Genomic DNA, 24,154 nt, shown 5'->3' with positions numbered 1-24,154 from the left:
AGGCTCAGCGCGCGAAGTCAGGCGCCTCCTGCATCAGGATCCGCTTGACGCTCTCCAGGTGCAGCCGCGCGCTCTCGCGGTCGCCCTCGCGCATCTGCTCGTAGGTCCTGGCCGCCAGCGCCGGCGGCACCGGCTTCAGCGCCCGCCCCGTCGCCATGGCGAGCCGCTGCACCTCGCAGGCGCGCTCCAGGTAGTAGAGATCATCCCAGGCCTCGGCGATGGAAGGGCCGAGCACCATGACGCCGTGATTCTTCATGAAGACGACATCCGCCTCGCCGACCGAGGCGGCGATACGGTCGCCCTCCGCCTCGTCCAGCGCCAGGCCGCCATACTCCTCGTCGACGACGGTGCGGCCGTAGAATTTCAGCGCCGTTTGCCCGGCCCAGACCAGCGGCGGGCCCTCCAGCATCGCCAGCGCCGTCGCGTTCGGCATATGGGTGTGGAAGCAGGCGCGGGCCCGGGCGACGTTCTTGTGGAGGCGGGCATGGATGAAGAAGGCGGTCGCCTCCGGCACACCCTCGCCGGCGACGACATTGCCGTGGAAGTCGCAGACCAGCAGGCGGGAGGCGGTGATCTCCGAGAAGCCCCAGCCATAGGGATTGACCAGGAAGAGGTCGTCGCGGCCCGGCACGACGAAGCTCAGATGGTTGCAGATCCCCTCATGCAGGCCGAGCTTCGCCGCCATGCGGAAGCAGGCGGCGAGATCGATCCGCGCCTGCTGCACGGCATCGGCATCGAGGTCGCTGTTGCGGAGAAGGGCGGGCGCCTTGGCGCCCCCGAAGGCATGGGCCATGTCCAGGGCTCCCGGTGGGTGGGGGGACGCTAGAGCAGATCGCGGGAGGGCGTGAACGCCCGGACGCGTGACGCTGCTCTGGAAACAACAAACTACAGCGGAGCAGCGTTCAATCTTGAACGCAATCCGCTGTGGAGCAGATCGCGGCGGGGCGCGAAGGCCCGAGATGGGCGGGGAGGAGGACGCATGGCGGTCAGGCGCATCGTGGCGAACATCGCGGCCGGGGACCTTTCGGCGGCCGCCGGCTTCTATGGCGGGGTGCTCGGCCTCGATTGCGTCATGGACCATGGCTGGATCGTGACCTTCGCCGCGCCCGGCGCCGCGCCGCCGCAGGTCAGCATCGCGCGGGAGGGCGGCAACGGCACGCCGGTGCCGGACCTCTCCATCGAGGTCGACGACCTGGAGGCGGTGCTCGACCGGGCGCAGGCGGCAGGCTGCGCCATCGCCTATGGCCCGGTGCGCGAGGCCTGGGGCGTGCGCCGCTTCTTCCTCCGCGATCCCTTCGGTCGCCTCCTCAACATCCTGCAGCACGACTGAGCCGCCCGCTGCACCCTGTCGCCCCCGTTGCCCTGCCACGGCAGGCTGTGGCGAATCTCGGGTCAGAAGTAACGTCGCGGGGAACTCTAGAGCGTGATCGCCTGAGGTGGACTGAGCGAAAAGCGTGAATCACGCGATCAAACAACGGCCTGGACCATGATCCGCGACCCTGTGTGAGCGGATCATGGTCTAGTACGGGTAACTGCGCCAGCCCTGCCGACGCCAGCGCTGGTAGTCCCAACGCTCGAACTGGTCGCGGCTGAGATTGCGCCGGGCCTCGCGCGGGCCGTTCCAGAAGCGGTCCTCCGCCTCCTTCTGCTGCTGCCGCGCCCAGAAGGCGTCGAGCTGGCGCTGCCGCTCGGCCGGGCTGGTCGGGGAGGGCGGGTCCTGCAGGCCTTGCTGCGCCGCGGCGGGCCGCGCGGCGATGACGAGCGCGGCGAGGAGGGTGCGGCGGCGCATCCCCGCCATATCGGGTCGCCCCCGGCCATCGGCCAGGGCCCGCGCGCGCCGCCGGCATGGGACTTGCGCGCGCCACCGGCATGGGACTTGTGCGCGCCGGCGGCGCGGGGCCAGGATCGGGCATGACCGATGCCCCGCCGCTCGCCGGCGTGCTCGAGACCGCCCTCTACGTCGAGGACATGGCCCGGGCGCGCGGCTTCTACGAAGGCCCGCTCGGCCTCGCTCCGATGTTCGCCGATGAGCGCCTGACCGCCTATCCGGTCGGCGGCCGCAGCGCGCTGCTGCTCTTCCTGCGCGGCAGCACCACCGAGACGGTGCACCTGCCCGGCGGCACCATCCCGCCGCATGACGGCCATGGCCCGGTGCATTGCGCGCTGGCCATCGCCGCTGCCGACCTGCCGGGCTGGGAGGCGCGGCTGGCCGCCCATGGCGTGGCGGTGGAGGGGCGCACCCGCTGGCCGCGCGGCAGCGAGAGCGTCTATTTCCGCGACCCCGACGGGCATCTGATGGAGCTTGCCACGCCTGGCCTCTGGCCGGTCTGGTAGGGCTCGGCTACACAGAAGTGGAACGAGCGGCCCGCTGCGGCCCGCCGGAGCGTCTTCCGTTCACACGGATTCACGGAAGCCGCTCCAGCTTGTTGTTTTCGGAGCATCGTCATCCGGTCGGGCATCCAGGCCTGGCCGGGATCTGCTCCAGGACGCGTCCAGGGAACGAGAACATGCCGCTGCCAGGGCTTGAAGGCCTCGAATGCTACCGTCTGGAGGTCGCGGATTTCGTCGCCACCGCGACCATCGACCGGCCACCGGTGAACGCCCAGAACGGCCGCTTCCGCGAGGAGACCTGCCGTCTCTTCGACGTGCTGCATGACAGCCCGGAGGTGCGCGCGGTGGTGCTGACCGGCGCCGGCCGCGCCTTCTCGGCCGGCGCCGACCTGAAGGAGCGGGGCGGCATGGCGGAGATCCGCGGCGCCTATCCGCGCCACAACCGCCTGGTGCGCGCCGCCTTCGACTCGCTGATCGAATGCGACAAGCCGATCATCGCCGCGGTGAACGGCGCGGCGATCGGCGCCGGCGCCGCGCTCGCCCTCTGCGCCGACATCATCCTCGTGGCCGAGGACAGCTTCATGTCGATGACCGAGGTCGATGTCGGCCTCGCCGGCGGCGTGAAGCACATCCTGCGGCATTTCGGCCAGTCCGATGCGCGGCTGATGATCTACACCGCGCGCCGCATCAGCGGGCCGGAGCTGCTGCGCATGAACGTCGCCTCGGCCTGCCTGCCGGCCGCCGAGCTGCTGCCGGCGGCGCAGGCGATCGCGCGCGAGATCGCCGGCAAGGTGCCGCTGGCGGTGCGGGCGGCGAAGCGCTCCTTCACCCTGGTCGAGGACATGCCGCTGCACGAGGGCTACCGCTACGAGCAGAGCCAGACCGTGGCGCTGGCCACCACCGAGGACACGCGGGAGGCGCAGCGCGCCTTCGCCGAGAAGCGCAAGCCGGTCTTCAAGGGCCGCTGAGGGGGGGCTGCCGTGATCATCCCGCTTCCCCGCCGCGCCCTGCTGACCGGCCTCGGCGCCGCCCTCGCCGCGCCGCCTCTCGCCCGGCCGACGCTCGCCCAGCAGCGCACCGTCCGCGCCCTGCTCGGCTGGCCGCCCGGCGGCTCCTCGGATGTCGTGTGCCGCACCGTCGCCGAGCGGCTGCGCGGGCCGCTGAACGCCAATATCCTCGTCGAGAACCGCCCCGGCGCCGGCGGCCGCATCGCGCTGGAGGCGGCGAAATCCTCGCCGACCGATGGCAGCTTCTACGTCCAGACGCCGGCCTCGATGCTGGTGATCTACCCGCATCTCTACAAGTCGCTGCGCTACGACCCGGATGCCGATTTCGTGCCGGTGACGCCGGTCTGCGCCTTCCCCTTCGCCTTCACCGTGCGGGCGGACCATCCGGCGAAGACGCTGGCCGAGTTCATCGCCTGGGCGAGGGGGCGGCCGCAGATCGACTGGGCCAGCCCCTCGCCGGGGACCATGCCGCATTTCCTCGGCGTCGAGCTCGCCCGCCGCGCCGGCCTCGCCCTCAACCACGTGCCCTATCGCGGCGGCGCGCCGGTGATGACGGATGTGCTGGCCGGCGTCATCACGGCCGGGATGAACGTGCTCTCCGAGCCGGTGCCCTTCCACCTGGCGGGCCAGATGCGCATCCTCGCCGTCAGCGCGCCGCAGCGGGTGCCGCGGCTGCCGGACGTGCCGACCTTCGCCGAGGCCGGCTTCCCCGAGCTGACGCGGCAGGAGTGGTTCGGCATCCTGCTGCCGGTGGGGGCGAAGCCCGAGGTGGTGCAGCCGCTGCATGCGGCGCTGGTCGCCGCGACGCGCATGCCGGAGACGCTGGAGGTGCTGGGCAAGCTGGAATTCACGCCCGACACGATGGAGCCGGCCGCCTTCGCCGAGCGCATCCGCAGCGAGCGCGAGAGCTGGGGCCCGATCGTCGCCGCATCCGGCTTCAAGCCGGAGGAGTAGATCCCCACGAAGCCGCTGCACGTCTTCGCGGGGGCTCCGTGATTCGCCTCTGATGCAAGGTGCATCACAGCCTGCCGCGGCGAAGCCGCGGCAGGGCAACGGATGACGACTTTGCTGCGTGCGTGTTGTGTGCCCGGCCTGCGTAGGTTCAGCCCGGCTTTTTCGGGGCGGCGTCGAGGAAGGCGGAGAGGGCGGCGGTGCGCTGGCGCGGGCCAGCCTGGTCGGCGGCCATCTCCTCGTAGAAGCGGGCGATCGCCTGGTAGATCGCCGCCGCCTCGGGCCCGGTGAAATCGGCGATCTCCTGCATCTCGCCGACCCAGCGATAGGCCTTGTCGTACATCGGCGGCACCATGCGCCGGAAGAAGCCGAGCAGCTCCGGCTGGCTCCGCGCCAGCTCGGCGCCGAGCCCCTCCGCCGCGCCGGCGCGCGTCGCCGCCAGCAGCATCGCCGAGCCGAGCGCGGTCAGCCCCTTGGTGATGCCGGCATAGGACATCTTCAGCGCCGAGGCGGCGCCGACCGGACCCGGCGTCACCCGCACCTCGAGCCCATGCGCCCGCAGCGGCTCCAGCCGGTCCGCCGCCTCGCCGGCGACGTAGAGCACGGGCGTGTAGCCATCCTCGCGCGGCGGCCCGCCGATGATGCCGCCATCGACGAAGGCGGCGCCGGTCGGCGCGACGATGCCGGCGACCTCCACGGCCGTCGCCGGGCTGACCGCGTTGCAGTCGACATAGACCGCCTTCCGCGCCGCCGCCCGCAGCGCCGGCGCCAGCCAGGTGGCGCAGGCGCGGGCCTCGGCGGGCGGCAGCACGCTGAGGAAGATGTCGGCCGTGGCCAGCGCCTCCGGCGCCGCATCCCGCATGCCGGCCTCGGCGGCGCGGCGGGCGCTGGCGGCGCTGCGGCCGGCCAGGCTGGTCAGCACCGTGGCGCCCTTGCCGGCGAGGCGGCGGCCGATCCCGGCGCCCATGGCGCCCTGGGCGACGATGGCGATGACGGCCATGCTGTGCTTCCTTCCTGCCGCCGGCAGGATAGGGCCGATGCGGCGGGGCGGGAACGCCCCAGGGGAGAGGGAATATCTGCCCATGGATCGCCTGACGCTCGCCGTCGTCTCGCGCAATTACTTCAACCTGCCCGCCTGGATCGGCCTGCATGCCGGCTTCTTCGCCGCCGAGGGGCTCGACCTGCGCATCGACCATATCGAGGGCATCGAGGAGGTGAACGACCGGCTGCGCGACGGCCGCGCCCAGCTCGCCTATGGCGTGACCGAGCACGTGATCCTGGATGCCGAGGCCGGCGGCGGCCAGCGCATCGTCGGCGGCAACGTCAACCGGCTGCCCTTCACCCTCATCGCCCGCCCCGGCATCCGCGACATCGCCGGGCTGCGCGGCAAGCGGATCGGCGTCTCCTCGCTGCGGGCCGGCTCCTCCTCGCTGATCATGCGCATCCTCGCCGGGCACGGGCTGCACTGGCCCGGCGATTACGAGCTCGTCGCCTGCGGCCCGATCCTGGCGCGCTGGAACCTGCTGCGCACGGGGGAGATCGATGCCGGGCTGCAGGGCGCGCCGCTCGACCGCATGGCGCTCGACGAGGGTTTCGTCAGCCTCGGCAGCCCGCGCGACGCGGTGCCGGAATTCCAGTTCACCAGCCTCGATGTCGAGGCCGGCTGGGCGGCGGCGCAGCACGACCTGATGCTGCGCTTCTGCCGCGCCTTCCTGCGCGCGCATGAGAGCGTCTACGAGGACCGCGAGACGGCGACGCGCATCGCCATGCAGGAGAGCGACATCGCCCGCCGCTATGCCGAGCTGGCCTGGGAGGACTACACCCGCGACGCCATCTTCCCGCGCGACGGCGAGGCGAGCGAGGCCGGGGTGCAGGCGCTGATCGAGACCAGCGCCCTGATCCGCGATCTGCCGGACCGGCCGCGCCGCGCCGCCGACTACATCGACCGCTCCTGGCTGGCCGCGGCGCGGGCCTCCCTGTGAGCAACGACGCGAGCATTGATTACGGCGACACCGCCCGGCTCGGCCTCATCATGCCCTCCGGCAACAGCATCGCCGAGCCGGAGCTGCGCGCCATGCTGCCGGAGGGCGTGGGCATGCTGGTGACGCGCCTGCCGCTGCGCGGCAGCGGCGCCGCCGAGCTCAAGGCCATGCTTGATGCGCTGGAGGATGCGGCGCGGCTGCTCGGCGATGCCGAGCCGCACCTCATCGGCTTCCACTGCACCGCCGTCTCCACCTTCGCGCCCGAATGGGCGGCCGGGATCCGGCAGCGGATCGAGGCGGCGACGGGCCTTCCGGCCTGCAGCACGGCGGATGGCATCCTGGCGGCGCTCGATGCGCTCGGCGCGCGGCGCGTGCTGCTGGCGACGCCCTATATTGAGGAGGTGCATGCGCGCGAGGTCGCCTGGCTCGGCAGCCAGGGCATCGCCGTCGTCGGGGGCAGCCATCTTGGCATCGACCGCAATGCCGAGATGGCGCGCCTGCCGCCATCGGCGATCCTCGACCAGCTGCGCGCGGCGGCGCGGCAGGCGCCGGGCGCCGAGGCCTGCTTCATCAGCTGCACCGCCATCCGCAGTGGCGGGCTGATCGCCGCGCTCGAGGACGAGCTGGGCCTGCCGGTCCTCACCAGCAACCAGGCCATGGCCTGGCATGCGCTGCGCCGGCTCGGCCTTGCCGTGCGGCGACCGGGCTTCGGGCGGCTGATGACGTTGTAAGGCGGCGCGCCCCTGGGACCGGGGCGTTTCGCCCTCCGGCGATCGGCTCTAGGATGGCCGCAAGGAGACGCCCATGCCGAGAGCCATGCCCGATCGAGCCGCGCCGGCGCGCGCCGGCCGCCATCCCAGTGCCGGGGGCCGCGCATGTCCGCGACGCTGAGCCCGGAGCTGCAGGGCTGGGTCGGCCGCAGCCGCGTCGTCGAGGAGGATGTCGGCCTCGCCGCGGTGCGCCGCATCGCCGGCATGCTGGACATGGACCCGGCCGCCTTCCGCAACGGCGACTTGCTGCCGCCGCACTGGTTCACCCTGTTCTTCGCCGATGCGACGCGGCAGAGCGAGATCGGCCCGGACGGCCATCCGCAGCCCGGCGTCGTCCTGCCGCCCATCCCGCTGCCGCGCCGCATGGGGGCCGGGCGGCGGGTGGTGATCCATGACTGCCTGCGCGTCGGCGACACCGCCAGCAAGACCGCCGAGGTGGCGGCGATCCTGCCCAAGCAGGCGCGCACCGGCTTCATCACCGTGCTGACCATGCGCCACACCATCCGCCGCGGCAGCGACCTGATCGCCGTCGACGAGTTCGACGCCATCTACCGCGAGGCGGTGAAGCCCGGCGAGACGAGCGGCACCGGCGCGCCGCTGCCGGCGCCGGCCGGCGCGGCCTGGCGGGTGGAGAAGCATCTCAGCCCTGCCCTGGTCTTCCGCTACTCCGCCATCACCTGGAACGCCCATCGCATCCACTACGATGCCGATTACGCGCGGCAGGAGGAGGGCTACCCGGCCACGGTGCAGAATGGCGGGCTGACCATGCAGCTGCTGCTGGACGCCGCCGTCGCGCACACGCCGGGCCGGCTCGCCGGCTTCACCGCGCGGCTGACGCGGCCGATCTATGTCGGCGACACCGTCGCGCTCTGCGGCGAGGCGCCGCGCGACGGCAAGGTGACGGCCTGGGTCGAGGACCGCGACGGGCATCTCTGCGCCCAGCTTGATTGCAGCTTCGCCTGATGCCCGAAGGCGGATCGACGGGCGGGCCGCTGGAGGGGGTGCGGGTGGTCGACCTCACCACGGTGGTGGTGGGGCCGATCTGCACCCGCAGCCTGGCCGACCAGGGAGCGACGGTGATCAAGGTGGAGGCGCCGGAGGGCGATATCCTGCGCCGCCTCGCCTCCGGCTGCCGCACGCCCTCCATGTCGGGCAAGTTCATCAACTTCAACCGCAACAAGCGCGGCATCACGCTCGACATCAAGCGGCCCGAGGGGTTGGCGGCGCTGCGGCGGCTGATCGCCGGCGCCGATGTCTTCGTCTCCAATGTCCGCCCCGCCGGGCTGCGCCGCGCCGGGCTCGACGCCGCCGCGCTGGCGGTGCTGAACCCGCGGCTGATCCATTGCGGCATCACCGCCTTCGGCAGCGGCGGGCGCTATGCCGGCCGCCCGGCCTATGACCCGATCATCCAGTCCCTCTCCGGCGTCGCCGGCACCTTCCACCGCGCGGTGGGCGAGCCGCGCTTCGTACCCATGGTGATGACGGACCACGTCACCGGCCTGGTCGCGGCGCAGGCGATCGGCTTCGCGCTCTACCGGCGGGAGAAGACCGGGGTGGGGGAGGCGATCGAGGTGCCGATGTTCGAGGTGGCGGCGAGCTTCGTCGCCAGCGAGCATCTCGGCGCCGCCAGCTTCGACCCGCCCGAGGGACCGACCGGCGATGTGCGGCTGCTCAGCCCGGATTACCGGCCGCTGCCGACCAGCGACGGCTACATCACCGTGCATCCGAACAGCGATGCCCAGGCGCATGCCTTCTTCGAGGCGATCGGCCGGCCGGAACTGAAGGCCGATCCGCGCTTCGCCACCGCCATCGCCCGCACCGAGAATGCCGCCGACTACTTCCGCCTGCGCGTCGCGGCCCTGGCGCAGCGGAGCACGGCGGAATGGCTGGAGATCTTCGCCGCCCGCGACGTGCCGGCGGCGCGCTACAACACGATCGACGACCTGCTGGAGGACCCGCATCTGCAGGATGTCGGCTTCTGGCAGGGCGAGGACCACCCGACCGAGGGGCGGCTGCGCCACGCCCGCACCGCCGTCACCTTCGGCGGCGGCATGCGCACCGAGACCCTGCCGGCGCCGCGGCAGGGGATGCAGACCGACGAGATCCTGGCCGAGATCGGCTATTCCCCGGCCGAGATCGCCGCCCTGCGCGAGACCGGCGCCGCCCGATGAGGATCACCCCCATGCCCTTGCCCAATTGGCGCTCCCTGCTCTTCGTCCCGGCGACCGCCGAGCGCTTCGTCGCCAAGGCGCATACCCGCGGCGCCGATGTCGTCATCCTCGATCTCGAGGACAGCATCCCGCCGGCGGAGAAGGTGGCGGCGCGCGCCGCGCTGGCCGGCGCCGCGGCGGTGGTGGGCCAAGGGAGCCATGGATCGGGGGCGGAGGTGGCGGTGCGCATCAACCGGCCACTCGAGCTCGCCGTGCCGGACATCGCCGCCGCCGTGATGCCCGCGGTCACGGCGCTGATGCTGCCGAAGGTGATGGGGCCGGAGCATGTCCGGCTGCTCTCCGAGGTGGTGGCGGCGCGCGAGGCGGCGCTCGGCATCCCGGTCGGCCGCACCCGCTTCATCGGCATCGTCGAGACACCGCAGGCCCTGCCGCATCTCGCCGCCATCGCCGCGGCGGATCCGCGCATGGCGGCGCTCGGCGTCGGCTCGGAGGACCTCTCGACCGAGTTGGAAGCGGTGCCGGGCGCCGACATGCTCTACCATTTCGGCATGATGGTGGTGGCGGCGACGCGCGGGGCCGGCATCCTGCCCATGGGCTCGGTCGGCGCCTTCGCGGATTTCCGCGACCTCGAGGGCTACCGCGCCTCGCTGCGGCGCTCCCGCAAGCTCGGCTTCGCCTGCACCGCCTGCATCCATCCGGCGCATGTGCCGATCATCAACGAGGAATACGGCGTGCCGCCCGAGGAGGCCGACCGCGCCCGCCGGCTGATCGCCGCCTTCGAGACGGCGCTCGCCCGCGGCGAGGGCGCCGTCGCCTTCGAGGGCGCCATGATCGACCTGCCGGTGGTCGAGAGGGCGCGCCGGTTGCTCGCACGCGCACGATAGGTGAGGGCGAGACAGCGAAGGGGAGGGGGTGATGGGCGTGCTGGCGGGCATCAGGGTGGTGGAGCTGGGGCAGGTGCTCTCCGGGCCCTTCGCCGGTGCCATCCTCGCCGATCTCGGCGCCGAGGTGGTGAAGGTGGAGAAGCCCGATGGCGGCGACGATGCGCGCCAGATGGGCCCCGCCTTCCGGCACGGCGACGCGCTGAACTTCCACGAGTTCAATCGCGGCAAGCGCAGCGTCACCCTCGACCTGAAATCGCCCGACGGCGTCGTGGCGCTGCACGCGCTGCTGCGGGACGCCGACATCCTGGTGCACAACCTGCGCCCCGGCGTCGCCGAGGCGCTCGGCATCGGACCGGCCGAGGTGACGGCGCGGCATCCGCGGCTGATCTACTGCGCCATGGGCGCCTTCGGCCATAAGGGCCCGCTGGCGCATCGCCCGGGCTACGAGCCGCTGTTCCAGGCCTTCGCCGGCCTCTCCTCCATCACCGGCGAGCCGGGCGGGCCGCCGGTGCGCATGGGCGCCAGCGTGGTCGACCAGGGCACCGGCATGTGGACCGTGATCGGCGCGCTGGCGGCCTTGCAGCAGCGGGCCCGCACCGGCCGCGGCTGCGTGGTCAACACCTCGCTCTTCGAGACGGCGCTGATGTGGGCCGGGCAGAAGATCAGCGCCTATGTGAACCAGGGGAAGCTGCCGGAGCGGCATGCCTCGGGCCATCCGAATTTCGTGCCCTACCAGGCCTTCGACTGCGCCGACGGGCCGCTGCTCGTCTGCTGCGGCAATGACCGGCTGTTCCGCAAATTCGCCGAGGTCGTCGGCCGGCCCGACTGGCCCGGCGATGCGCGCTTCGCCAGCAACCGCGCGCGGCTGGCGAACCAGGCGGCGCTGCTGCCGGAGATCGCGGCGCTGCTCCGCGCCTGGCCGCGCGCCACGCTGGCCGAGGCGCTGGTCGCGGCCGGCGTGCCTTGCGCGCCGGTGAACGGCATCCCCGAGGTGCTGGCCGAGCCGCAGACCGCGGCGATGGAGATGCTGCAGACGGTGCCGGGCGAGGATTTCCCGCTGGTCGCCATGCCGCTCTCCTTCGACGGCGAGCGACCGCGCATCCGCTGCGGCGCGCCGCGGCTTGGGCCGATCGCGGACGGGCGTGAACGCCCGGACGCTGTCGGCGAAGACATGACCTCCAAGGTAATCGATCCGGCGCGGCGCGACGGGTGATCCTGCCGGCGTCGATGGCAAAGCGGCCATCGCGCAGGACAGGAGAGACCCGATGCATGACCAGCTGATCGAGCGCTACATCGCCTGCTGGAACGAGGGCGACGCGGCGCGGCGACGGGCGCTGATCGCCAGCACCTTCACCGAGGGCGCGCAATATTGCGATCCGATGCTGCAGGGCGAGGGCCATGCCGGCATCGAGGCGCTGATCGCCGCGGCGCAGGGGCATTTCCCGGGCCTGCGCTTCCGCCGCCGCGGCGGCGCGGAGGCGCATCACGACCGGCTGCGCTTCGCCTGGGAGCTCGGGCCGGAGGGCGCGGCGGCCATCGCCGGCGGGACGGACATGGCGGTGATCGCGGCGGATGGCCGCCTCGCCGCCGTCACCGGCTTCATCGACTTCGCGCCGCAGGGGTGAGGGCCATGATGAACCGCATCATTCCCTCGGACGTCCTCCGCGGCGTGCTCTGGGCCGATGCCGCGAGTTGCACCGCGATGGGGCTGCTGCTCTCGGTTCTGGCGACGCCGCTGGCGCGCTGGTTCGGCCTGCCGGCCGCGATGCTGCTGCAGGCCAGTGTCTTCCTGCTCGGCTTCGCGCTGCTCGTCGCCTGCCTCGCCTGGCGCCGCTCCTCGCCGCGCCTGCTGGTCTGGGCGGTGATCCTCGGCAATGCCGTCTGGGCGCTGGACAGCCTCTTGCTGCTGGTCTCCGGCTGGGTGGCGCCGACGCTCCTCGGCGGGCTGTTCGTCGCGGCGCAGGCGCTGGTCGTCGCGGTGCTGGCGGAGCTGGAATATGCCGGCCTCCGCCGCTCGGCGCCGCTCGCGGCCTGACCCCGCGGCCCGCTCTACCGCTTCCGGCCGGCGACCGGCGGCAGCGTCTGGTCGGCGGGCGGGACGATCCATTGCGGGCCCGCCGGCGGCGCGTAGATGACCGGCGGCGGGGCGTAGATCACGGGCGGCGGCACGTAATAGACCGGCGGCGGGTAATAGGCCGGCGGGCCCCAATAGCCGCCGTAATAGCCATAGGGCGCGACCGGGCCGATGGTGACGCCGAAGCCGCCGCCATACCAGCCCCGGGCCTCGGCGGCGCCGGGCAGGGCGAGGGCAAGACCAAGCCCGGCAGCGAGCCAGGCGAAGCGGCGGCGGGACATGATGGCGATCTCCGACGGCGGTCTCCGGGTCGCGCCCAATGCGGCGCGGCCCGCTGCGTATAGATAGGGCGCGGGCGCGGCGGATGCGACAACCCGCAGCGCGTCCCTGTCGTGCCCCTGCCGCGCCCGTGTCGCGCGCCCGTGTTGCGCGCCCATCGGGGGCCGTCGCCTGGGCCGGGCCCCGCATCTCAGCCGGCGAGGTCGCGGGCGAGGGCGAGGCAGCGCGTCCGCGCCGCTGCCACCCGCCCGGCCATGGCGTCGAGCGCCGCCGCGTCGCGCGCCAGCCCGCCCCGCCGGGCCGCCAGCATCCGCGCCATCTCCTCCGGCGCCGGACCGCCCGCCACGCCGCGGGCGCGGATGTTCTCCCCGGGGTCGAGGGCCTGCGCCACCGCCGCCTCGGGCAGGGCGAGCGGCCGGCCGAACAGCGCCGCTGCCGCGCGGTCGAGATCGGCGCCGCGGATGGCGTCGGCGCTGCGCCCGGCCTCCAGCGCCTCCCGCACCACCAGGGCGACGATGTTGTGCGCCATGCGGAAGGAAAGGCCGCTCTCGCGCACGATGACATCGGCGAGCTCGGTGGCGCTGCCGAAGCCCTCGGCGGCGGCGCGGGCCATCCGCTCCGGCCGTAGGGTGAGGCCTTCCAGCACCTCCTCCAGCAGGGCGAGGATGCGGCGGCTGCGCGTGGCGGCATCGAGCGCCGGCTCGTTCACCGCCGTCACCGCGTCGTTCACATCGGCGAAGCTGGTGTTCTTGGTGCAGGCGAGGGTGGCGGCGAGGGCGCCCTGCACCATGCCGGCGGCGGCGCGGATATGCTCCAGCGCCGCCGGGTTCTTCTTCTGCGGCATGATCGAGGAGACGGCGCAGTGCCGGTCGGCGAGCTCGAGGAAGCCGTATTCCCAGGTGGACCAGGCCATGAGGTCGGTCGAGAGGCGGGAGAGCAGGCCGGCCAGGACCGCGAGCGCCGCCACGGCCTCCTGCGCATCGTCGCGCGAGGAGACGGCGTCGTAGGCGATCTCGAGCGGCGCGGCGAAGCCGAGCAGCGCGGCGGTCAGGTCGCGGTCGAGCGGGAAGGCGGTGGTGGTGAGCGCCCCGGCGCCGAGCGGGCAGAGATCGGCATGCCGCAGCGCGCCGGCGAGCCGCGTGCTGTCCCGCGCCAGCGCATCCGCCGCGGCGAGCAGCCAGTAGCCGAAGGTGACGGGCTGGGCGTGCTGGCCATGGGTGTAGCCGGGCATCACCACCCTGGCATGCGTCTCGGCGAGGCGCAGCAGCGTGCCGCGCAGGGCGAGCAGGGCGCGCTGCGCCGCGATCAGCTCGCCGCGCAGCGCCATGCGCCAGGTGGTGGCGTTGAGGTCGTTGCGGCTGCGCCCGGTATGCAGCCGGCCGCCGATATCGGGGCCGAGCGCCTGGACGATGCGGCGCTCGACATAGGAGTAGAGGTCTTCCTGCCGGTCATCGACCGGCACGCTGTCCGGCCCCTGCTCGGCCATCTGCAGCACCAGGCGCAGGCAGGCGGCGATGGCCTCGCGGGCGACGATGCCCTGGCGTTCCAGCATCAGCCCGTGCGCGCAATGCGCCCACATCTCATGGTCGAAGACGCGGGCCTGGGCGCGGGCGACAGCGGGGCGGTAATAGCTCTCGACCAGGCGGGCGGAGGGCGGCTCCTTCACCCGCTCCCGCAGGCTTGTGTCGGTGTTCCTGAACGTTGCCGCGGTCAGGCCCTCAGTCACCGGGCGCAAACCTCCGGTTTGCTTGGCTTCGCGCCACTCGGCGCGGGCCGCATTCTCGGCCTCGGACCGGTCGGGGGACCGGTCCGTTGGTGTCGCGTCCTCTGCCATCGCCGCCTCCCCTTGTCCCTGCCTTGCTTTGACGCGAGGCTAGGCCAGGGACGGAGACGGGGAAAGCGCCATGCGGATCGAGCGCGTCGAGGCCATCGCCATCGAGATCCCGCTGCCGCGGCGCTTCGCCGGCAGCGTCTATGCCATGACCACGCGCTGCGCCGTCATCACCCGCATCCGCACCGCGGGCGGGCTGGTGAGCGAGGTCTATAACGGCGACAACCGCGAGCATGGCGCCGAGATCGTGCGCATCGTCACCGAGGAGCTGGCGCCGCTGCTGCTCGGCGAGGAGGCCATCGCCTATGAGCGGCTGTGGCAGCGGATGCACGCCATCACCATCCCCAACCGCGACCGCAAGCTGGCCATGGAGGCGATCGCCTGCGTCGACACGGCGATCTGGGACCTGCTCGGCAAGCGGGCCGGGCTCTCGGTGCGGCAGCTTCTCGGCGGCAGCCGCGGCGCGCTGCCGATCATCTCCATCGGCGGCTACTACGCCGAGGGCAAGACGCTGCTCGACCTGGCGCGGGAGATGGAGCAGCTCCGCGCCTCCGGGATGGGCGGCTGCAAGGTGAAGGTGGGCGGTCTCTCGCCCGGGCAGGACGCCGAGCGGGTGAAGGCGGCGCTGGATGGCGCGGGCGATGGCTTCATGATCGCGGTCGACGCCAATCGCGGCTGGAGCACGGCGGAGGCCATCCGCTTCGCTCGCCTCATCGAGGACCTGCCCATCGCCTGGTTCGAGGAGCCCTGCCACTGGGTGGACGAGGCGCGCGCCATGGCCGAGGTGCGGCGCGCCACGCGCATCCCGGTCAATGCCGGGCAGAGCGAATACTCGGCGCATGGCGTGCGCCGGCTGGTCGCGGCCGGGGCGGTCGATATCGTGAATTTCGACGCCTCCGAGGCCGGCGGCATCACCGAATGGCGCCGCGCCGCCGCGCTTTGTGCCCTGCACGACATCCGCATGGCGCATCACGAGGAGCCGCAGATCGCGGCGCATATGCTGGCCGGCATCCCGCACGGCCTCTGCGTCGAATGCTTCGCCGATCCGGCGCGCGACCCGCTCTGGCCGCATCTGCTGCCGGAGGCGCCGCGGCCGCGCGATGGCATGCTGGCGGTGCCCGACCGCCCCGGCTTCGGCATCACCCTCGATGCCGAGGCGGTGCGACGCTACACCATCGCCTCGGCGGCCGCTGGCTGAGGACGGCACCGCAAGCGGTAACCCCGCAAGGCTGCCCGCCGCCCCGGTCGTCCCCCGTTGCCCTGCCGCGGCTTCGCCGCGGCAGGCTGTGACGCGCCTACGGCCTGAGGCGAATCCGGGGCCCCCGCGGCGGCGCGCAGCGACGTCGTGGGGAACTCTATTCGTAGACGAGCGACAGCGTCTCGGCGACCAGGGCCGGGCGCTCATTGCCCTCCACCTCCACCGTCGCCTCCATGGTCAGCCGGGCGCCGCCCTCGATCTTCTCGACATTCTTCAGCGTCAGATGCCCGCGCACCCGCGCCCCGGCCGGCACCGGCGCGGTGAAGCGCACCTTGTTCGAGCCGTAATTTACCCCGCGGCTGCGCTTCTTCAGCGTCCAGATGCCGTGGTTCAGCCGCGGCAGCAGCGAGAGGGTGAGATAGCCATGCGCGATGGTCTTGCCGCCCGGCATCTCCCGCTTCGCCCGCTCGACATCGACATGGATCCACTGGTGGTCGCCCGTCGCCTCGGCGAACTGGTCGATCATCTTCTGGTCGACCACGACCCAGTCGCTGCTGCCGAGCTTCTTGCCGACATAGCTGGGCAGGTCGGCGATGGTGGCGATCTCGAGCATCGTTTCCTCCTCGGGCGTCGCGGAATTCCTGCCATGCCCGATCCGGCTTGGCCAGATGCGCCCGGCCTGCTGGGCGGGCCCTGGGCTTGGCCGCCGGGCCCGGGCGCGGGATCATGCGCGGCGATGCCCGATTTCCAGCCCGCTCCCGCCAGCCTGCCGCCCGGCCAGCGCGTCTATGCCATCGGCGATGTGCATGGCTGCGACGACAAGCTCGCCACGCTACATGCCCTGGTCGCCGCCGACCTCGCCGCGCGCCCGGTCGCCGCGCCCCTGCTGCTGCATCTCGGCGACTATGTGGATCGCGGGCCGGACAGCGCCGGCGTCGTCGCCCGGCTGGCCGCGGGCCCGCCGCTGCCCGGCGTGCCGGTGGTGAACCTGATGGGCAACCATGAGCGCACCATGCTGGATGCGCTGCGGGGCGAGCGCGCGGCGGTAACCGACTGGCGCATCAGCGGCGGGCGGGAGGCGCTGGCGAGCTGGGGTCTCGACCCGGATGCCGACCCGGCCGGCTGGGAGGCCGGCATCCCGCCGGCGCATCTCGCCTTCCTGCGCGGCCTCGGCCTGCACCACCGGGCCGGCGGCTATCTCTTCGTCCATGCCGGGCTGCGGCCGGGCCTGCCGCTGGAGGCGCAGTCGCCCGACGACCTGCTGCGCATCCGCCACAGCTTCCTCGCCTCGGAGGCGGATTTCGGCGCCGTGGTGGTGCATGGCCATTCGCCGACCCGCGGCCCGGTGGTGAAGGCCAACCGCATCGGCATCGACACCGGCGCGGTCTTCGGCCGCGAGCTCACCTGCCTGGTGCTGGAGGCGGACCGGCTGGCCTTCCTGCAGGCCTGAACCCCCCGCCTCAGCGGCGGTACTGCTCGTCCGTGACCTGCTCCATCCAGGTGACGGGCGAGCCGTCCAGCTTCTCCTGGATGGCGATATGGCTCATGGCGGTGCTCGGCGTGGCGCCGTGCCAGTGCTTCTCGCCGGGCGGGAACCAAACCACGTCGCCCGGCCGGATCTCCTCGACCGGCCCGCCCTCGCGCTGCACCCAGCCGCAGCCGGTGGTGACGATCAGCGTCTGGCCGAGCGGGTGGGTGTGCCAGGCGGTGCGCGCGCCGGGCTCGAAGGTAACGAGGGCGCCGGCGACGCGGGCCGGCTCGGGCGGGCTGAGGAGCGGGTCGATCCGCACCGTGCCGGTGAAGTACTCCGCCGGCCCCTTGCCGGAGGGTTGCGAACCTGCGCGTCTGATCTCCACGGCCGGTCTCCCTGGCTGCCTGGGTCGTCCGGCCGGAACGCCGGTGGGCCCGCCCCGGATGCGGACCCCGGATGCGGGTCCCGGATCTGGGGCTTGCGCAGCGGCGTTTTCGCGCTCCCCGGCAGGCCGGCGCAGGTCTAGCCTCTCGTCCCGAGGCGAACGACCGAATCAAGGGGGAAGCCAGCCATGCTGCATCGCCGTGCCGCCCTGGCCCTGGCCGGGGGCGCCGCCCTCTCGGCGGGCTTGCCCGGCGCCGTCCGCCCCGCCGCAGCGGCGCGCGACCTGCCGCGGGCCCGGCCGGAGGAGGTAGGCTTCCTCCCCGACCGGCTCGGCCGCATCACCGCCTGGATCGCCGGCGAGAGCGAGGCCGGGCGCATCCCCGGCGCCGTTGTCGCCGTCGGCCGCAAGGGCCGACTCGCCCTGCTCGAGCCGGTCGGCTACCGCGATGCCGAAACGCGGGCGCCGATGGAGGCGGACAGCATCTTCCGCCTCGCCTCCATGACCAAGCCCATCGTCTCCGTCGCGCTGATGCTGCTGGCGGAGGAGGGGAAGGTGCAGCTCCAGCACCCGGTCTCCCGCTACCTGCCGGAATTCGCGCAGCAGAAGGTGGGGCTGCAGGGCGAGGCGGTGCAGCGCGCCGCGACGGTGCAGGACCTGCTGCGCCACACTTCCGGCCTCACCTACGGGCTCGGCCGCGACCCGGTGGCGGAGGCCTATCAGGCGGCCAAGCTGCGGGAGGCGGGGATCGACGCGGCGGAGTTCATCCGCCGGCTGGCTGCCCTGCCGCTCGCCTCGCAGCCGGGCAGCAGCTGGGCCTACAGCTATTCGACCGATGTCGTCGGCCGTATCGTCGAGGTGGTGAGCGGCGAGGACCTGGACGCCTTCACCCGCCGCCGCATCACCGGGCCGCTGCGCATGCTCGATACCGGCTTCCATCTCGGCGCCCGGGCCGAGGGGCGGGTGGCGCAGCCGCCGGCCGACCCCGCCACCGGCCGCAAGCCGGAGCTGCCCGATCCGCTGCAGCGGGCGGCGCGCTTCTCGGGCGGCGGCGGCATGTCCGGCACCGCGCTCGACTATGCCCGCTTCTGCCAGATGCTGCTCGATCTCGGCCGCACCGACGAGGTGCGGATCGTCTCGCGCAGCACCGTGGCGCTGATGCGGGCCAACCATCTGCCGCCCGGCATCGCCTACAGCCCGGACACGCCGGGCCGCTTCGGGGCGCTGGCGCCGACGCCGGCGATGGGACAGGGCTTCGGCCTCGGCTTCTGCGTCCGCACCGATGCGGGCCGCAACCCGCTGCCGGGCAATGTCGGCGACCACTACTGGGGCGGCGCCTATGGCACCTATTTCTGGATCGATCCGGCCGAGGAGATGTATGTGGTGTTCCTGATGCAGGCGCCGGAGCAGCGGCTGCAGGCCCGCTACGTGATGCGGCACCTGGTGTACCAGGCCCTGGCCTGACCCCTCAGGCCTAACCCCTGGCATGTCGTCCCGCCCGGTGGTCCGGGCCGGGGCATAGCTCCGGGGCGCAGGGCAGGGATGCCGCTGGCAGCGGCGGCGCACGCCGCTTTTCCTCGCAATGGTCAGGATCGCTCCTATATATGGCGCATCGCAGTCTGGGGCGCGCGGCGCCCCGGCGATGCCCCAGCCAGACAGGCCCTCGAACGGCCCGGGGCTTGCTTCTCCCCCATGCGGGGGCGTGCAGCCCGTCTGGCCCGTTCCATGGCGCGACCCCCGCGCGGGTCGCGGAGAGTCCTGAATTGAACACGATGTTCGATGCCGCTTTCGACCGCGCCGAGGCGCCGGGCGAGGCCCCAGAGCAGGCCGTTTCGCCGGCCGAGGCGGCGATCCTTGCCTCCGGCCTGGAGGTCGAGGCGCGGGAGATGCCCGCCCTGATCCGCCGCGTCGCGCGGCAGTTGCCGGCCGATGCCGATGCCATCCGCACGGCGCTGCTGGCGCTGCGCCGCCGCGGCTGGGTCGCCCGGCTGAACGACCTTGCCAACCGCACCGGCCGCCTCTGGGCCCGCCGGGCGGATAAGGAGACCGCCGCCGGCGCCGTCGCCGAGCTCGCCCCCAGCGACGAGAGCCTGCTCGCCGCGCTGGAGGAGGTGCTGGCGAACCGGTTCCGCGCCCTCGGCCCAACGCCGGAGGCGGCGCTGGAGGCGGTGTTGGCCGAGCTCACCGAGGCCGGGCAGCAAAGCCTCTCGGCCGACCGGCACGCGCAGCTCGCGCGTGAGGTCGCCGCCGCCTTCGGCCTGTCCGGCGCCGATTCGACCCCCTTCCTCGATGTTGTCGGGGCCCGCGAGGCCCGCCGCCGCCGCGAGCAGCGCGAGGCCGAGACCACCGCCCGCAACCGCAAGCGCGAGGAGGTCGCCCGGCTCCGCGCTTGGGAGAAGAGCCTCGTCGAGTTCCGCGAGCTGCCCGGGCTGCTGGGCTGCCAGGAGAGGGAGGCCCTGCGCTGGATCGCGGCGGGGTTGATCCCGGTCGCCCGCCGCATCCCGCAGCGGGGCGGGCGGGAGCGCTGGGAATTCGACCCGGCCGAACTCGCCACCCTGCGCCGCGCCGTGCCGCAATGGCGCGAGGCGGACCGGGCGGCGGTCGAAGCGAAGCGCCGCGGCGGCCCGGCCACGCCGGCGCTGAAGCTCGGCAAGGGCGCGGTCGCGGCCATCGCCCGGGTCGCGGCGCTCGATCGCTATGCCGGGCATTTCGCCACGGCGCGGGCGCTGAACCGCCGCATCACCCTGGTCACCGGCCCGACCAATTCCGGCAAGAGCCACACCGCGCTGGACGCGCTGGCCGGCGCCGAGACCGGCATGGCCCTCGCCCCGCTGCGACTGCTGGCGCATGAGTTCCGCGACGCTCTGGCCAGCCGCGGCGTGCCGGCCTCCCTCTCCACCGGCGAGGAGCGCATTCCCGTCGCCGGCGCGCGCCACCTCGCCGCGACGGTCGAGATGTGCCCCTTCCACCTGCCGGTCGATGTGGCGGTGGTGGACGAGGCGCAGATGCTCGCCGACCGCGATCGCGGCGCCGCCTGGACGGCGGCCATCATGGGTGCCCCGGCGCGGCAGGTCTTCGTCCTCGGCGCGCCGGAATGCGCGACCCAGGTGAAGCGCATCGCCGCGCTCTGCGGCGACCCGGTCGAGGAGGTGTCGCTGCGGCGCAAGGGGCCGCTGGTGGCGGCCCGGGCGCCGGTCGCGCTCGGCGATCTGGGGCCCGGCGATGCCGTCGTCGCCTTCTCCCGCCGCGAGGTGCTGGACCTGCGGGCCGAGCTGGTCCGCCGCGGCCGCCGCGTCGCCGTGGTCTATGGCGCGCTGAGCCCCGAGGTGCGGCGCGCCGAGGCGGCCCGCTTCCGCGACGGCGACGCCGATATCCTGGTGGCGACGGATGCCATCGGCATGGGCCTCAACCTGCCGATCCGCCGCGTCATCTTCTCGACCCTGCGGAAGTTCGACGGCACCGAGCGGCGCGAGCTGAACACGCAGGAGGTCAAGCAGATCGGCGGCCGGGCCGGCCGCTTCGGCCGCTTCGAGGAAGGCGTGGTCGCGGTGCTGGCCGGCGGCGGCAGCCCGGAATTCGTGAAGATGATGCTGGAGGCGGCGCCGCAGCCGCCCGAGGATCCGCGCCCCCTGGTGCAGCCGGATGCCGACATCATCGCCAATGTCGCGCAGGAGATCGGCTCGGACAGTCTGTTCGGCGTGCTGGCGCGCATCAAGCGCGCGGTGCTGCGGCCGGACGACCCGAATTACCGCCTCGCCGACCTCACCCAGGCCATGGCCGTCGCCGGCGCCATCGATGGCGTCGCCGGGCTGGACCTGCTGCAGCGCTGGACCTATGCGCTCTGCCCGATCGATGAGCGCGACAACGGCGTCGCCCGGCTGGCGCGCTGGGCGATCGAGCATGGCGCCGGCCGCGGCGTGACGCCGCCCAATGCCGGCCGCCTGCCGGCCCCCGAGCGGGCCAGCCGCGACGAGCTGGAGCGGGCCGAGAAGACCCATAAGCGCCTGGTCGCCTGGCGCTGGCTGTCGCTGCGCTTCCCCGCCGCCTATGTCGCGCGCGAGGAGGCGATGGCCGAGACCGAGCGGCTGGACCGCTGGATCGAGGATGTCCTGCGCCAGCAGCGGCGCGCCAAGCTGGTGGCCTGATACCCGTTGGAGATGGCCGGCCGCCGCGCCGGCCGGCTTCCCCCTCTGTTTTTTCGGGGCTGCCGCAAGCCCCGCTGCGAGTAGCCGAGTCATGCCCTTTCCTGCCCTTCCCGAACCCCTTCTCGCCGCCCTCGCCGAGCGCGGCTATGCCGAGCCCACGCCCGTCCAGGCCGCCGTGCTGGAGCCGGAGACGCTCGGCCGCGACCTGCTGGTTTCCGCCCAGACCGGCTCCGGCAAGACCGTCGCCTTCGGCCTCGCCATGGCCGCCGAGCTGCTCGGCGAGGCCGATCGCCTGCCGCCGCCCGGCGCGCCGCTGGTGCTGGTGGTGGCGCCGACCCGCGAGCTGGCGCTGCAGGTGCAGGCCGAGCTGGCCTGGCTCTACGCCAAGGCCGGCGGCCGCGTCGTCTCCGGCGTCGGCGGCACCGATCCGGTGGCCGAGCGGCGGGCGCTGGCCCGCGGTGCGCATATCGTCGCCGGCACGCCAGGCCGCCTCCGCGACCATCTCGAGCGCGGCAATCTCGACCCCTCGGCGATCCGCGCCGTGGTGCTCGACGAGGCGGATGAGATGCTCGACATGGGCTTCCGCGAGGAGCTGGAAGCCATCCTCGAGACCACGCCCGCCGAGCGCCGCACGCTGATGTTCTCCGCGACGGTGCCGAAAGGCATCGCGCAGCTCGCCAAGCAGTACCAGCGCGACGCGCTGCGCATCTCGGCCGGCGACGAGGGCGGCCAGCATGGCGACATCGACTACCGCGCCCTGCTGATCGCGCCGCACGAGACCGAGCGCGCCGTGGTCAATGCGCTGCGCTTCTTCGAGGCGCGGGCCGCCATGGTCTTCTGCCGCACCCGCGCGACGGTCGCGCGGCTGCACGGCAACCTCGCCGAGCGCGGCTTCGCCGCCGTGGCGCTCTCCGGCGAGCTGTCCCAGGCCGAGCGCAACCGCGCCCTGCAGGGCCTGCGCGACGGCCGTGCCCGGGTCTGCGTCGCCACCGATGTGGCGGCGCGCGGCATCGACCTGCCGGATCTCGGCCTGGTCATCCATGCCGAGCTGCCGAACGATCCGGAGACGCTGCTGCACCGCTCCGGCCGCACCGGCCGCGCCGGCCGCAAGGGCACCAGCGCGCTGCTGGTGCCGCACAACCGCCGCCGCGCCGCTGAGCGGCTGCTGCAGGCGGCGCATGTGCGGGCGGAATGGGGGCCGGCGCCCTCGGCCGAGGCGATCCGCGAGCAGGACGACACCCGCATCCTGGCCCAGGCGCTGGAGGGCACCGCGGAGGAAGCCGGGGAGGGCGACCTCGCTTTGGCGCAGAAGCTGCTCGCCGAGCGTTCGCCCGAGGCTGTCGCCGCGGCGCTGGTCCAGGCGCTGCGCGCGCCGCTGCCGGCGCCCGAGGAGCTCGCCGCCCCGGCCGAGCGCGGCGCCGCGCCGCCGCGCCTGCCGCGCGAGCCCGGGCAGGAGGGCGTCTGGTTCCGCATGAGCCTCGGCCGCAACGGCAATGCCGATCCGCGTTGGGTGCTGCCCTTCCTCTGCCGCCGCGGCCATGTGACGCGGCAGGAGATCGGCCGCATCCGCGTGCTGGAGCGCGAGACGCAATTCGAGGTCGCGCCCTGGGCCGCCTCCCGCTTCGCCGCCGCGGCGCAGAAGCCGGGCGACGAGGAGGATGCGCATATCGGCATCCAGCCCCTGGCGGGCGGCATGGGGGCGCCGCGCGGCGGCACCCGCGATGGCGAGGCCGGTGGCCGGCCGCCGATGCGCCGCGAGCGCCAGCATGGCGGCGGCGAGGCGGGGCGGCGGCGAGTCGCCCGCTGAGCACGGCGTCGCCGGGGCGAGGCCCGATCCGGTAATTCCGCCCGGCCGGGATCTGCTCTAGCCTCCCGCCGCATGCGCCTCTTTCACACGCCCGGCTCGCCCTTCGCCCGCATCGCGCGCGTGGCGCTGCGCGAGACCGGGCTGCTCGCCCGCGTCGAGGAGGTCGAGACCACCCTGCGCGATCCGGCATCGAGCCTGCTGCCGGTGAACCCGGTGGGGCGCGTGCCGACCCTGCTGCTGCCGGATGGCACGGCGCTGACCGAGACGGCGCTCATCATCCCCTTCCTCGACGGGCTCGGCCGCGCCGCGCCGCTGCTGCCCGCCGGCGATGCCGCGGCCTGGGCCGCCTTCGGCCGCATCCTCGGCATGCTGGACGGCATCGGGGTGTGGAACCGTGAGCTTCGCCGCCCGGTGGAGGAGCGTTCGCCCGGCGTGATCGCGCTCGAGACCCGGCGCGCGACCCGCGTCGCCGATGCGCTGGAGGCGGAGATCGCCGCCGGCGGTTGGCAGGTCGGGGAGCGGCCCGGGGAGCGGTTGGATGCGGCGCGCATCGCGCTCGGCTGCGCCCTCGGCTATGGCGAGCGGCGGCACCGCGCCTGGGCCTGGCGGGAGGGACGGCCGGCGCTCGCCGCCTGGTTCGACCGCATCGCCGCGCGCCCGTCCTTCCTGGCGACGATTCCGCCCGTCAGCGGCCTCTAGCAGCCTGTCGGATTCCCAACGGGCCTGAGATTGGCAAATCTGTTTGGCATGACAGGGTTCATACCGTTCAGCCGCGATCAGGCCTTCCTGCTGCCGCCTGACGCGAAGGACTGGCTGCCGGCGGATGACGTGGCGCACTTTGTGGTGGCGGCGGTGGATCGGGTGCCGCTCG

The 24,154-nt window shown here is 73.4% G+C and carries 25 protein-coding genes; 18 read left to right on the top strand and 7 right to left on the bottom strand.

What is annotated here, in order from left to right; translation table 11 throughout:
- Positions 1 to 4 precede the first annotated feature (4 nt).
- On the bottom strand, positions 5 to 793 hold the full coding sequence (locus HJG45_RS23800; protein ID WP_171615792.1) for an aldolase: 789 nt from the start codon (positions 791 to 793) through the stop codon (positions 5 to 7).
- Positions 794 to 979: 186 nt separating this feature from the next.
- On the opposite strand from HJG45_RS23800, the gene HJG45_RS23795 reads away from it, so the two are divergent.
- Positions 980 to 1,330, top strand: coding sequence for a VOC family protein (locus HJG45_RS23795; RefSeq protein ID WP_171615790.1), 351 nt, complete (start codon positions 980 to 982; stop codon positions 1,328 to 1,330).
- A gap of 189 nt (positions 1,331 to 1,519) precedes the next feature.
- On the opposite strand, the gene HJG45_RS23790 is transcribed toward HJG45_RS23795, so the two are convergent.
- The gene (locus HJG45_RS23790; RefSeq protein ID WP_171615788.1) at positions 1,520 to 1,798 is read right to left on the bottom strand and encodes a hypothetical protein; all 279 of its coding nucleotides are present in this window, start codon (positions 1,796 to 1,798) and stop codon (positions 1,520 to 1,522) included.
- Positions 1,799 to 1,911: 113 nt separating this feature from the next.
- Here HJG45_RS23790 and HJG45_RS23785 point away from each other — a divergent pair, with 113 nt between their 5' ends.
- From HJG45_RS23785 to HJG45_RS23775, 3 genes are all read left to right on the top strand, one after another.
- Complete coding sequence (locus HJG45_RS23785; RefSeq protein ID WP_171615786.1) at positions 1,912 to 2,334, top strand: VOC family protein; 423 nt, start codon at positions 1,912 to 1,914, stop codon at positions 2,332 to 2,334.
- Positions 2,335 to 2,507: 173 nt separating this feature from the next.
- Positions 2,508 to 3,299, top strand: coding sequence for an enoyl-CoA hydratase/isomerase family protein (locus HJG45_RS23780; RefSeq protein WP_171615784.1), 792 nt, complete (start codon positions 2,508 to 2,510; stop codon positions 3,297 to 3,299).
- 12 nt (positions 3,300 to 3,311) lie between these two features.
- Entirely contained in the window at positions 3,312 to 4,292 is a 981-nt protein-coding gene (locus tag HJG45_RS23775; RefSeq protein ID WP_171615782.1) for a tripartite tricarboxylate transporter substrate-binding protein, read from the top strand.
- Between the two features lie 148 nt (positions 4,293 to 4,440).
- Here HJG45_RS23775 and HJG45_RS23770 read toward each other — a convergent pair whose 3' ends face one another.
- On the bottom strand, positions 4,441 to 5,289 hold the full coding sequence (locus HJG45_RS23770) for an NAD(P)-dependent oxidoreductase (RefSeq protein WP_171615780.1): 849 nt from the start codon (positions 5,287 to 5,289) through the stop codon (positions 4,441 to 4,443).
- A gap of 82 nt (positions 5,290 to 5,371) precedes the next feature.
- On the opposite strand from HJG45_RS23770, the gene HJG45_RS23765 reads away from it, so the two are divergent.
- The 8 genes from HJG45_RS23765 to HJG45_RS23730 all read left to right on the top strand — a co-directional run bounded on the left by HJG45_RS23765 (position 5,372) and on the right by HJG45_RS23730 (position 12,131).
- Positions 5,372 to 6,271 (top strand): ABC transporter substrate-binding protein, encoded by a 900-nt coding sequence (locus HJG45_RS23765; RefSeq protein WP_171615778.1) that lies wholly within the window; start codon positions 5,372 to 5,374, stop codon positions 6,269 to 6,271.
- The gene (locus HJG45_RS23760; RefSeq protein WP_217363024.1) at positions 6,268 to 7,002 is read left to right on the top strand and encodes an aspartate/glutamate racemase family protein; all 735 of its coding nucleotides are present in this window, start codon (positions 6,268 to 6,270) and stop codon (positions 7,000 to 7,002) included. The genes HJG45_RS23765 and HJG45_RS23760 overlap by 4 nt, the downstream gene beginning before the upstream one ends.
- Positions 7,003 to 7,146: 144 nt before the next feature.
- A complete protein-coding gene (locus HJG45_RS23755) occupies positions 7,147 to 8,004 on the top strand; it encodes a MaoC/PaaZ C-terminal domain-containing protein (RefSeq protein ID WP_171615776.1) in 858 nt (285 codons plus the stop codon).
- Positions 8,004 to 9,212: a CaiB/BaiF CoA-transferase family protein gene (locus HJG45_RS23750; protein ID WP_171615774.1), complete on the top strand. Its 1,209-nt coding sequence runs from the start codon at positions 8,004 to 8,006 to the stop codon at positions 9,210 to 9,212. Before HJG45_RS23755 ends, HJG45_RS23750 begins: the two co-directional genes overlap by 1 nt.
- 11 nt (positions 9,213 to 9,223) lie before the next feature.
- Complete coding sequence (locus HJG45_RS23745) at positions 9,224 to 10,096, top strand: CoA ester lyase (protein WP_217363023.1); 873 nt, start codon at positions 9,224 to 9,226, stop codon at positions 10,094 to 10,096.
- A gap of 31 nt (positions 10,097 to 10,127) precedes the next feature.
- Complete coding sequence (locus HJG45_RS23740) at positions 10,128 to 11,309, top strand: CaiB/BaiF CoA-transferase family protein (RefSeq protein ID WP_171615770.1); 1,182 nt, start codon at positions 10,128 to 10,130, stop codon at positions 11,307 to 11,309.
- 52 nt (positions 11,310 to 11,361) lie between these two features.
- Positions 11,362 to 11,721 (top strand): nuclear transport factor 2 family protein, encoded by a 360-nt coding sequence (locus tag HJG45_RS23735; RefSeq protein ID WP_171615768.1) that lies wholly within the window; start codon positions 11,362 to 11,364, stop codon positions 11,719 to 11,721.
- Positions 11,722 to 11,726: 5 nt separating this feature from the next.
- Positions 11,727 to 12,131 carry a hypothetical protein gene (locus HJG45_RS23730; RefSeq protein ID WP_217363022.1) on the top strand — a complete coding sequence of 135 codons (405 nt, stop codon included), beginning with the start codon at positions 11,727 to 11,729 and terminating at the stop codon, positions 12,129 to 12,131.
- Between the two features lie 14 nt (positions 12,132 to 12,145).
- Here the strand turns inward: HJG45_RS23730 and HJG45_RS23725 are convergent, their stop codons facing one another.
- Positions 12,146 to 12,451 (bottom strand): hypothetical protein, encoded by a 306-nt coding sequence (locus HJG45_RS23725; protein WP_171615766.1) that lies wholly within the window; start codon positions 12,449 to 12,451, stop codon positions 12,146 to 12,148.
- A 188-nt stretch (positions 12,452 to 12,639) separates the two neighbouring features.
- Positions 12,640 to 14,175 (bottom strand): argininosuccinate lyase, encoded by a 1,536-nt coding sequence (gene argH, locus HJG45_RS23720; RefSeq protein ID WP_171615764.1) that lies wholly within the window; start codon positions 14,173 to 14,175, stop codon positions 12,640 to 12,642.
- Between the two features lie 178 nt (positions 14,176 to 14,353).
- Between argH and HJG45_RS23715 the strand changes: the two genes are divergently transcribed.
- Positions 14,354 to 15,478 carry a mandelate racemase/muconate lactonizing enzyme family protein gene (locus HJG45_RS23715; protein WP_171615762.1) on the top strand — a complete coding sequence of 375 codons (1,125 nt, stop codon included), beginning with the start codon at positions 14,354 to 14,356 and terminating at the stop codon, positions 15,476 to 15,478.
- A gap of 157 nt (positions 15,479 to 15,635) precedes the next feature.
- Here the strand turns inward: HJG45_RS23715 and HJG45_RS23710 are convergent, their stop codons facing one another.
- On the bottom strand, positions 15,636 to 16,091 hold the full coding sequence (locus tag HJG45_RS23710; RefSeq protein ID WP_171615760.1) for a MaoC family dehydratase: 456 nt from the start codon (positions 16,089 to 16,091) through the stop codon (positions 15,636 to 15,638).
- A 123-nt stretch (positions 16,092 to 16,214) separates the two neighbouring features.
- On the opposite strand from HJG45_RS23710, the gene HJG45_RS23705 reads away from it, so the two are divergent.
- Positions 16,215 to 16,928: a metallophosphoesterase family protein gene (locus HJG45_RS23705; RefSeq protein ID WP_171615758.1), complete on the top strand. Its 714-nt coding sequence runs from the start codon at positions 16,215 to 16,217 to the stop codon at positions 16,926 to 16,928.
- Positions 16,929 to 16,938: 10 nt separating this feature from the next.
- Here the strand turns inward: HJG45_RS23705 and HJG45_RS23700 are convergent, their stop codons facing one another.
- Positions 16,939 to 17,334: a cupin domain-containing protein gene (locus HJG45_RS23700; protein WP_171615756.1), complete on the bottom strand. Its 396-nt coding sequence runs from the start codon at positions 17,332 to 17,334 to the stop codon at positions 16,939 to 16,941.
- A gap of 186 nt (positions 17,335 to 17,520) precedes the next feature.
- Here HJG45_RS23700 and HJG45_RS23695 point away from each other — a divergent pair, with 186 nt between their 5' ends.
- The 4 genes from HJG45_RS23695 to HJG45_RS23680 all read left to right on the top strand — a co-directional run bounded on the left by HJG45_RS23695 (position 17,521) and on the right by HJG45_RS23680 (position 23,982).
- Positions 17,521 to 18,795: a serine hydrolase gene (locus HJG45_RS23695; RefSeq protein ID WP_171615754.1), complete on the top strand. Its 1,275-nt coding sequence runs from the start codon at positions 17,521 to 17,523 to the stop codon at positions 18,793 to 18,795.
- A gap of 308 nt (positions 18,796 to 19,103) precedes the next feature.
- Positions 19,104 to 21,476, top strand: a complete 2,373-nt coding sequence (locus tag HJG45_RS23690) for a helicase-related protein (protein ID WP_171615941.1) — start codon at positions 19,104 to 19,106, stop codon at positions 21,474 to 21,476.
- Between the two features lie 91 nt (positions 21,477 to 21,567).
- Positions 21,568 to 23,283 (top strand): DEAD/DEAH box helicase, encoded by a 1,716-nt coding sequence (locus HJG45_RS23685; RefSeq protein WP_171615751.1) that lies wholly within the window; start codon positions 21,568 to 21,570, stop codon positions 23,281 to 23,283.
- Between the two features lie 72 nt (positions 23,284 to 23,355).
- Positions 23,356 to 23,982, top strand: coding sequence for a glutathione S-transferase family protein (locus HJG45_RS23680; protein ID WP_171615749.1), 627 nt, complete (start codon positions 23,356 to 23,358; stop codon positions 23,980 to 23,982).
- Positions 23,983 to 24,154 lie beyond the last annotated feature (172 nt).

Source organism: Roseicella sp. DB1501, from assembly GCF_013112485.1.
Taxonomy (GTDB): Bacteria; Pseudomonadota; Alphaproteobacteria; order Acetobacterales; family Acetobacteraceae; genus Paracraurococcus.
Note: the sequence above shows the minus strand (reverse complement) of the source record. Positions and strands in the feature narration are given on the sequence as shown.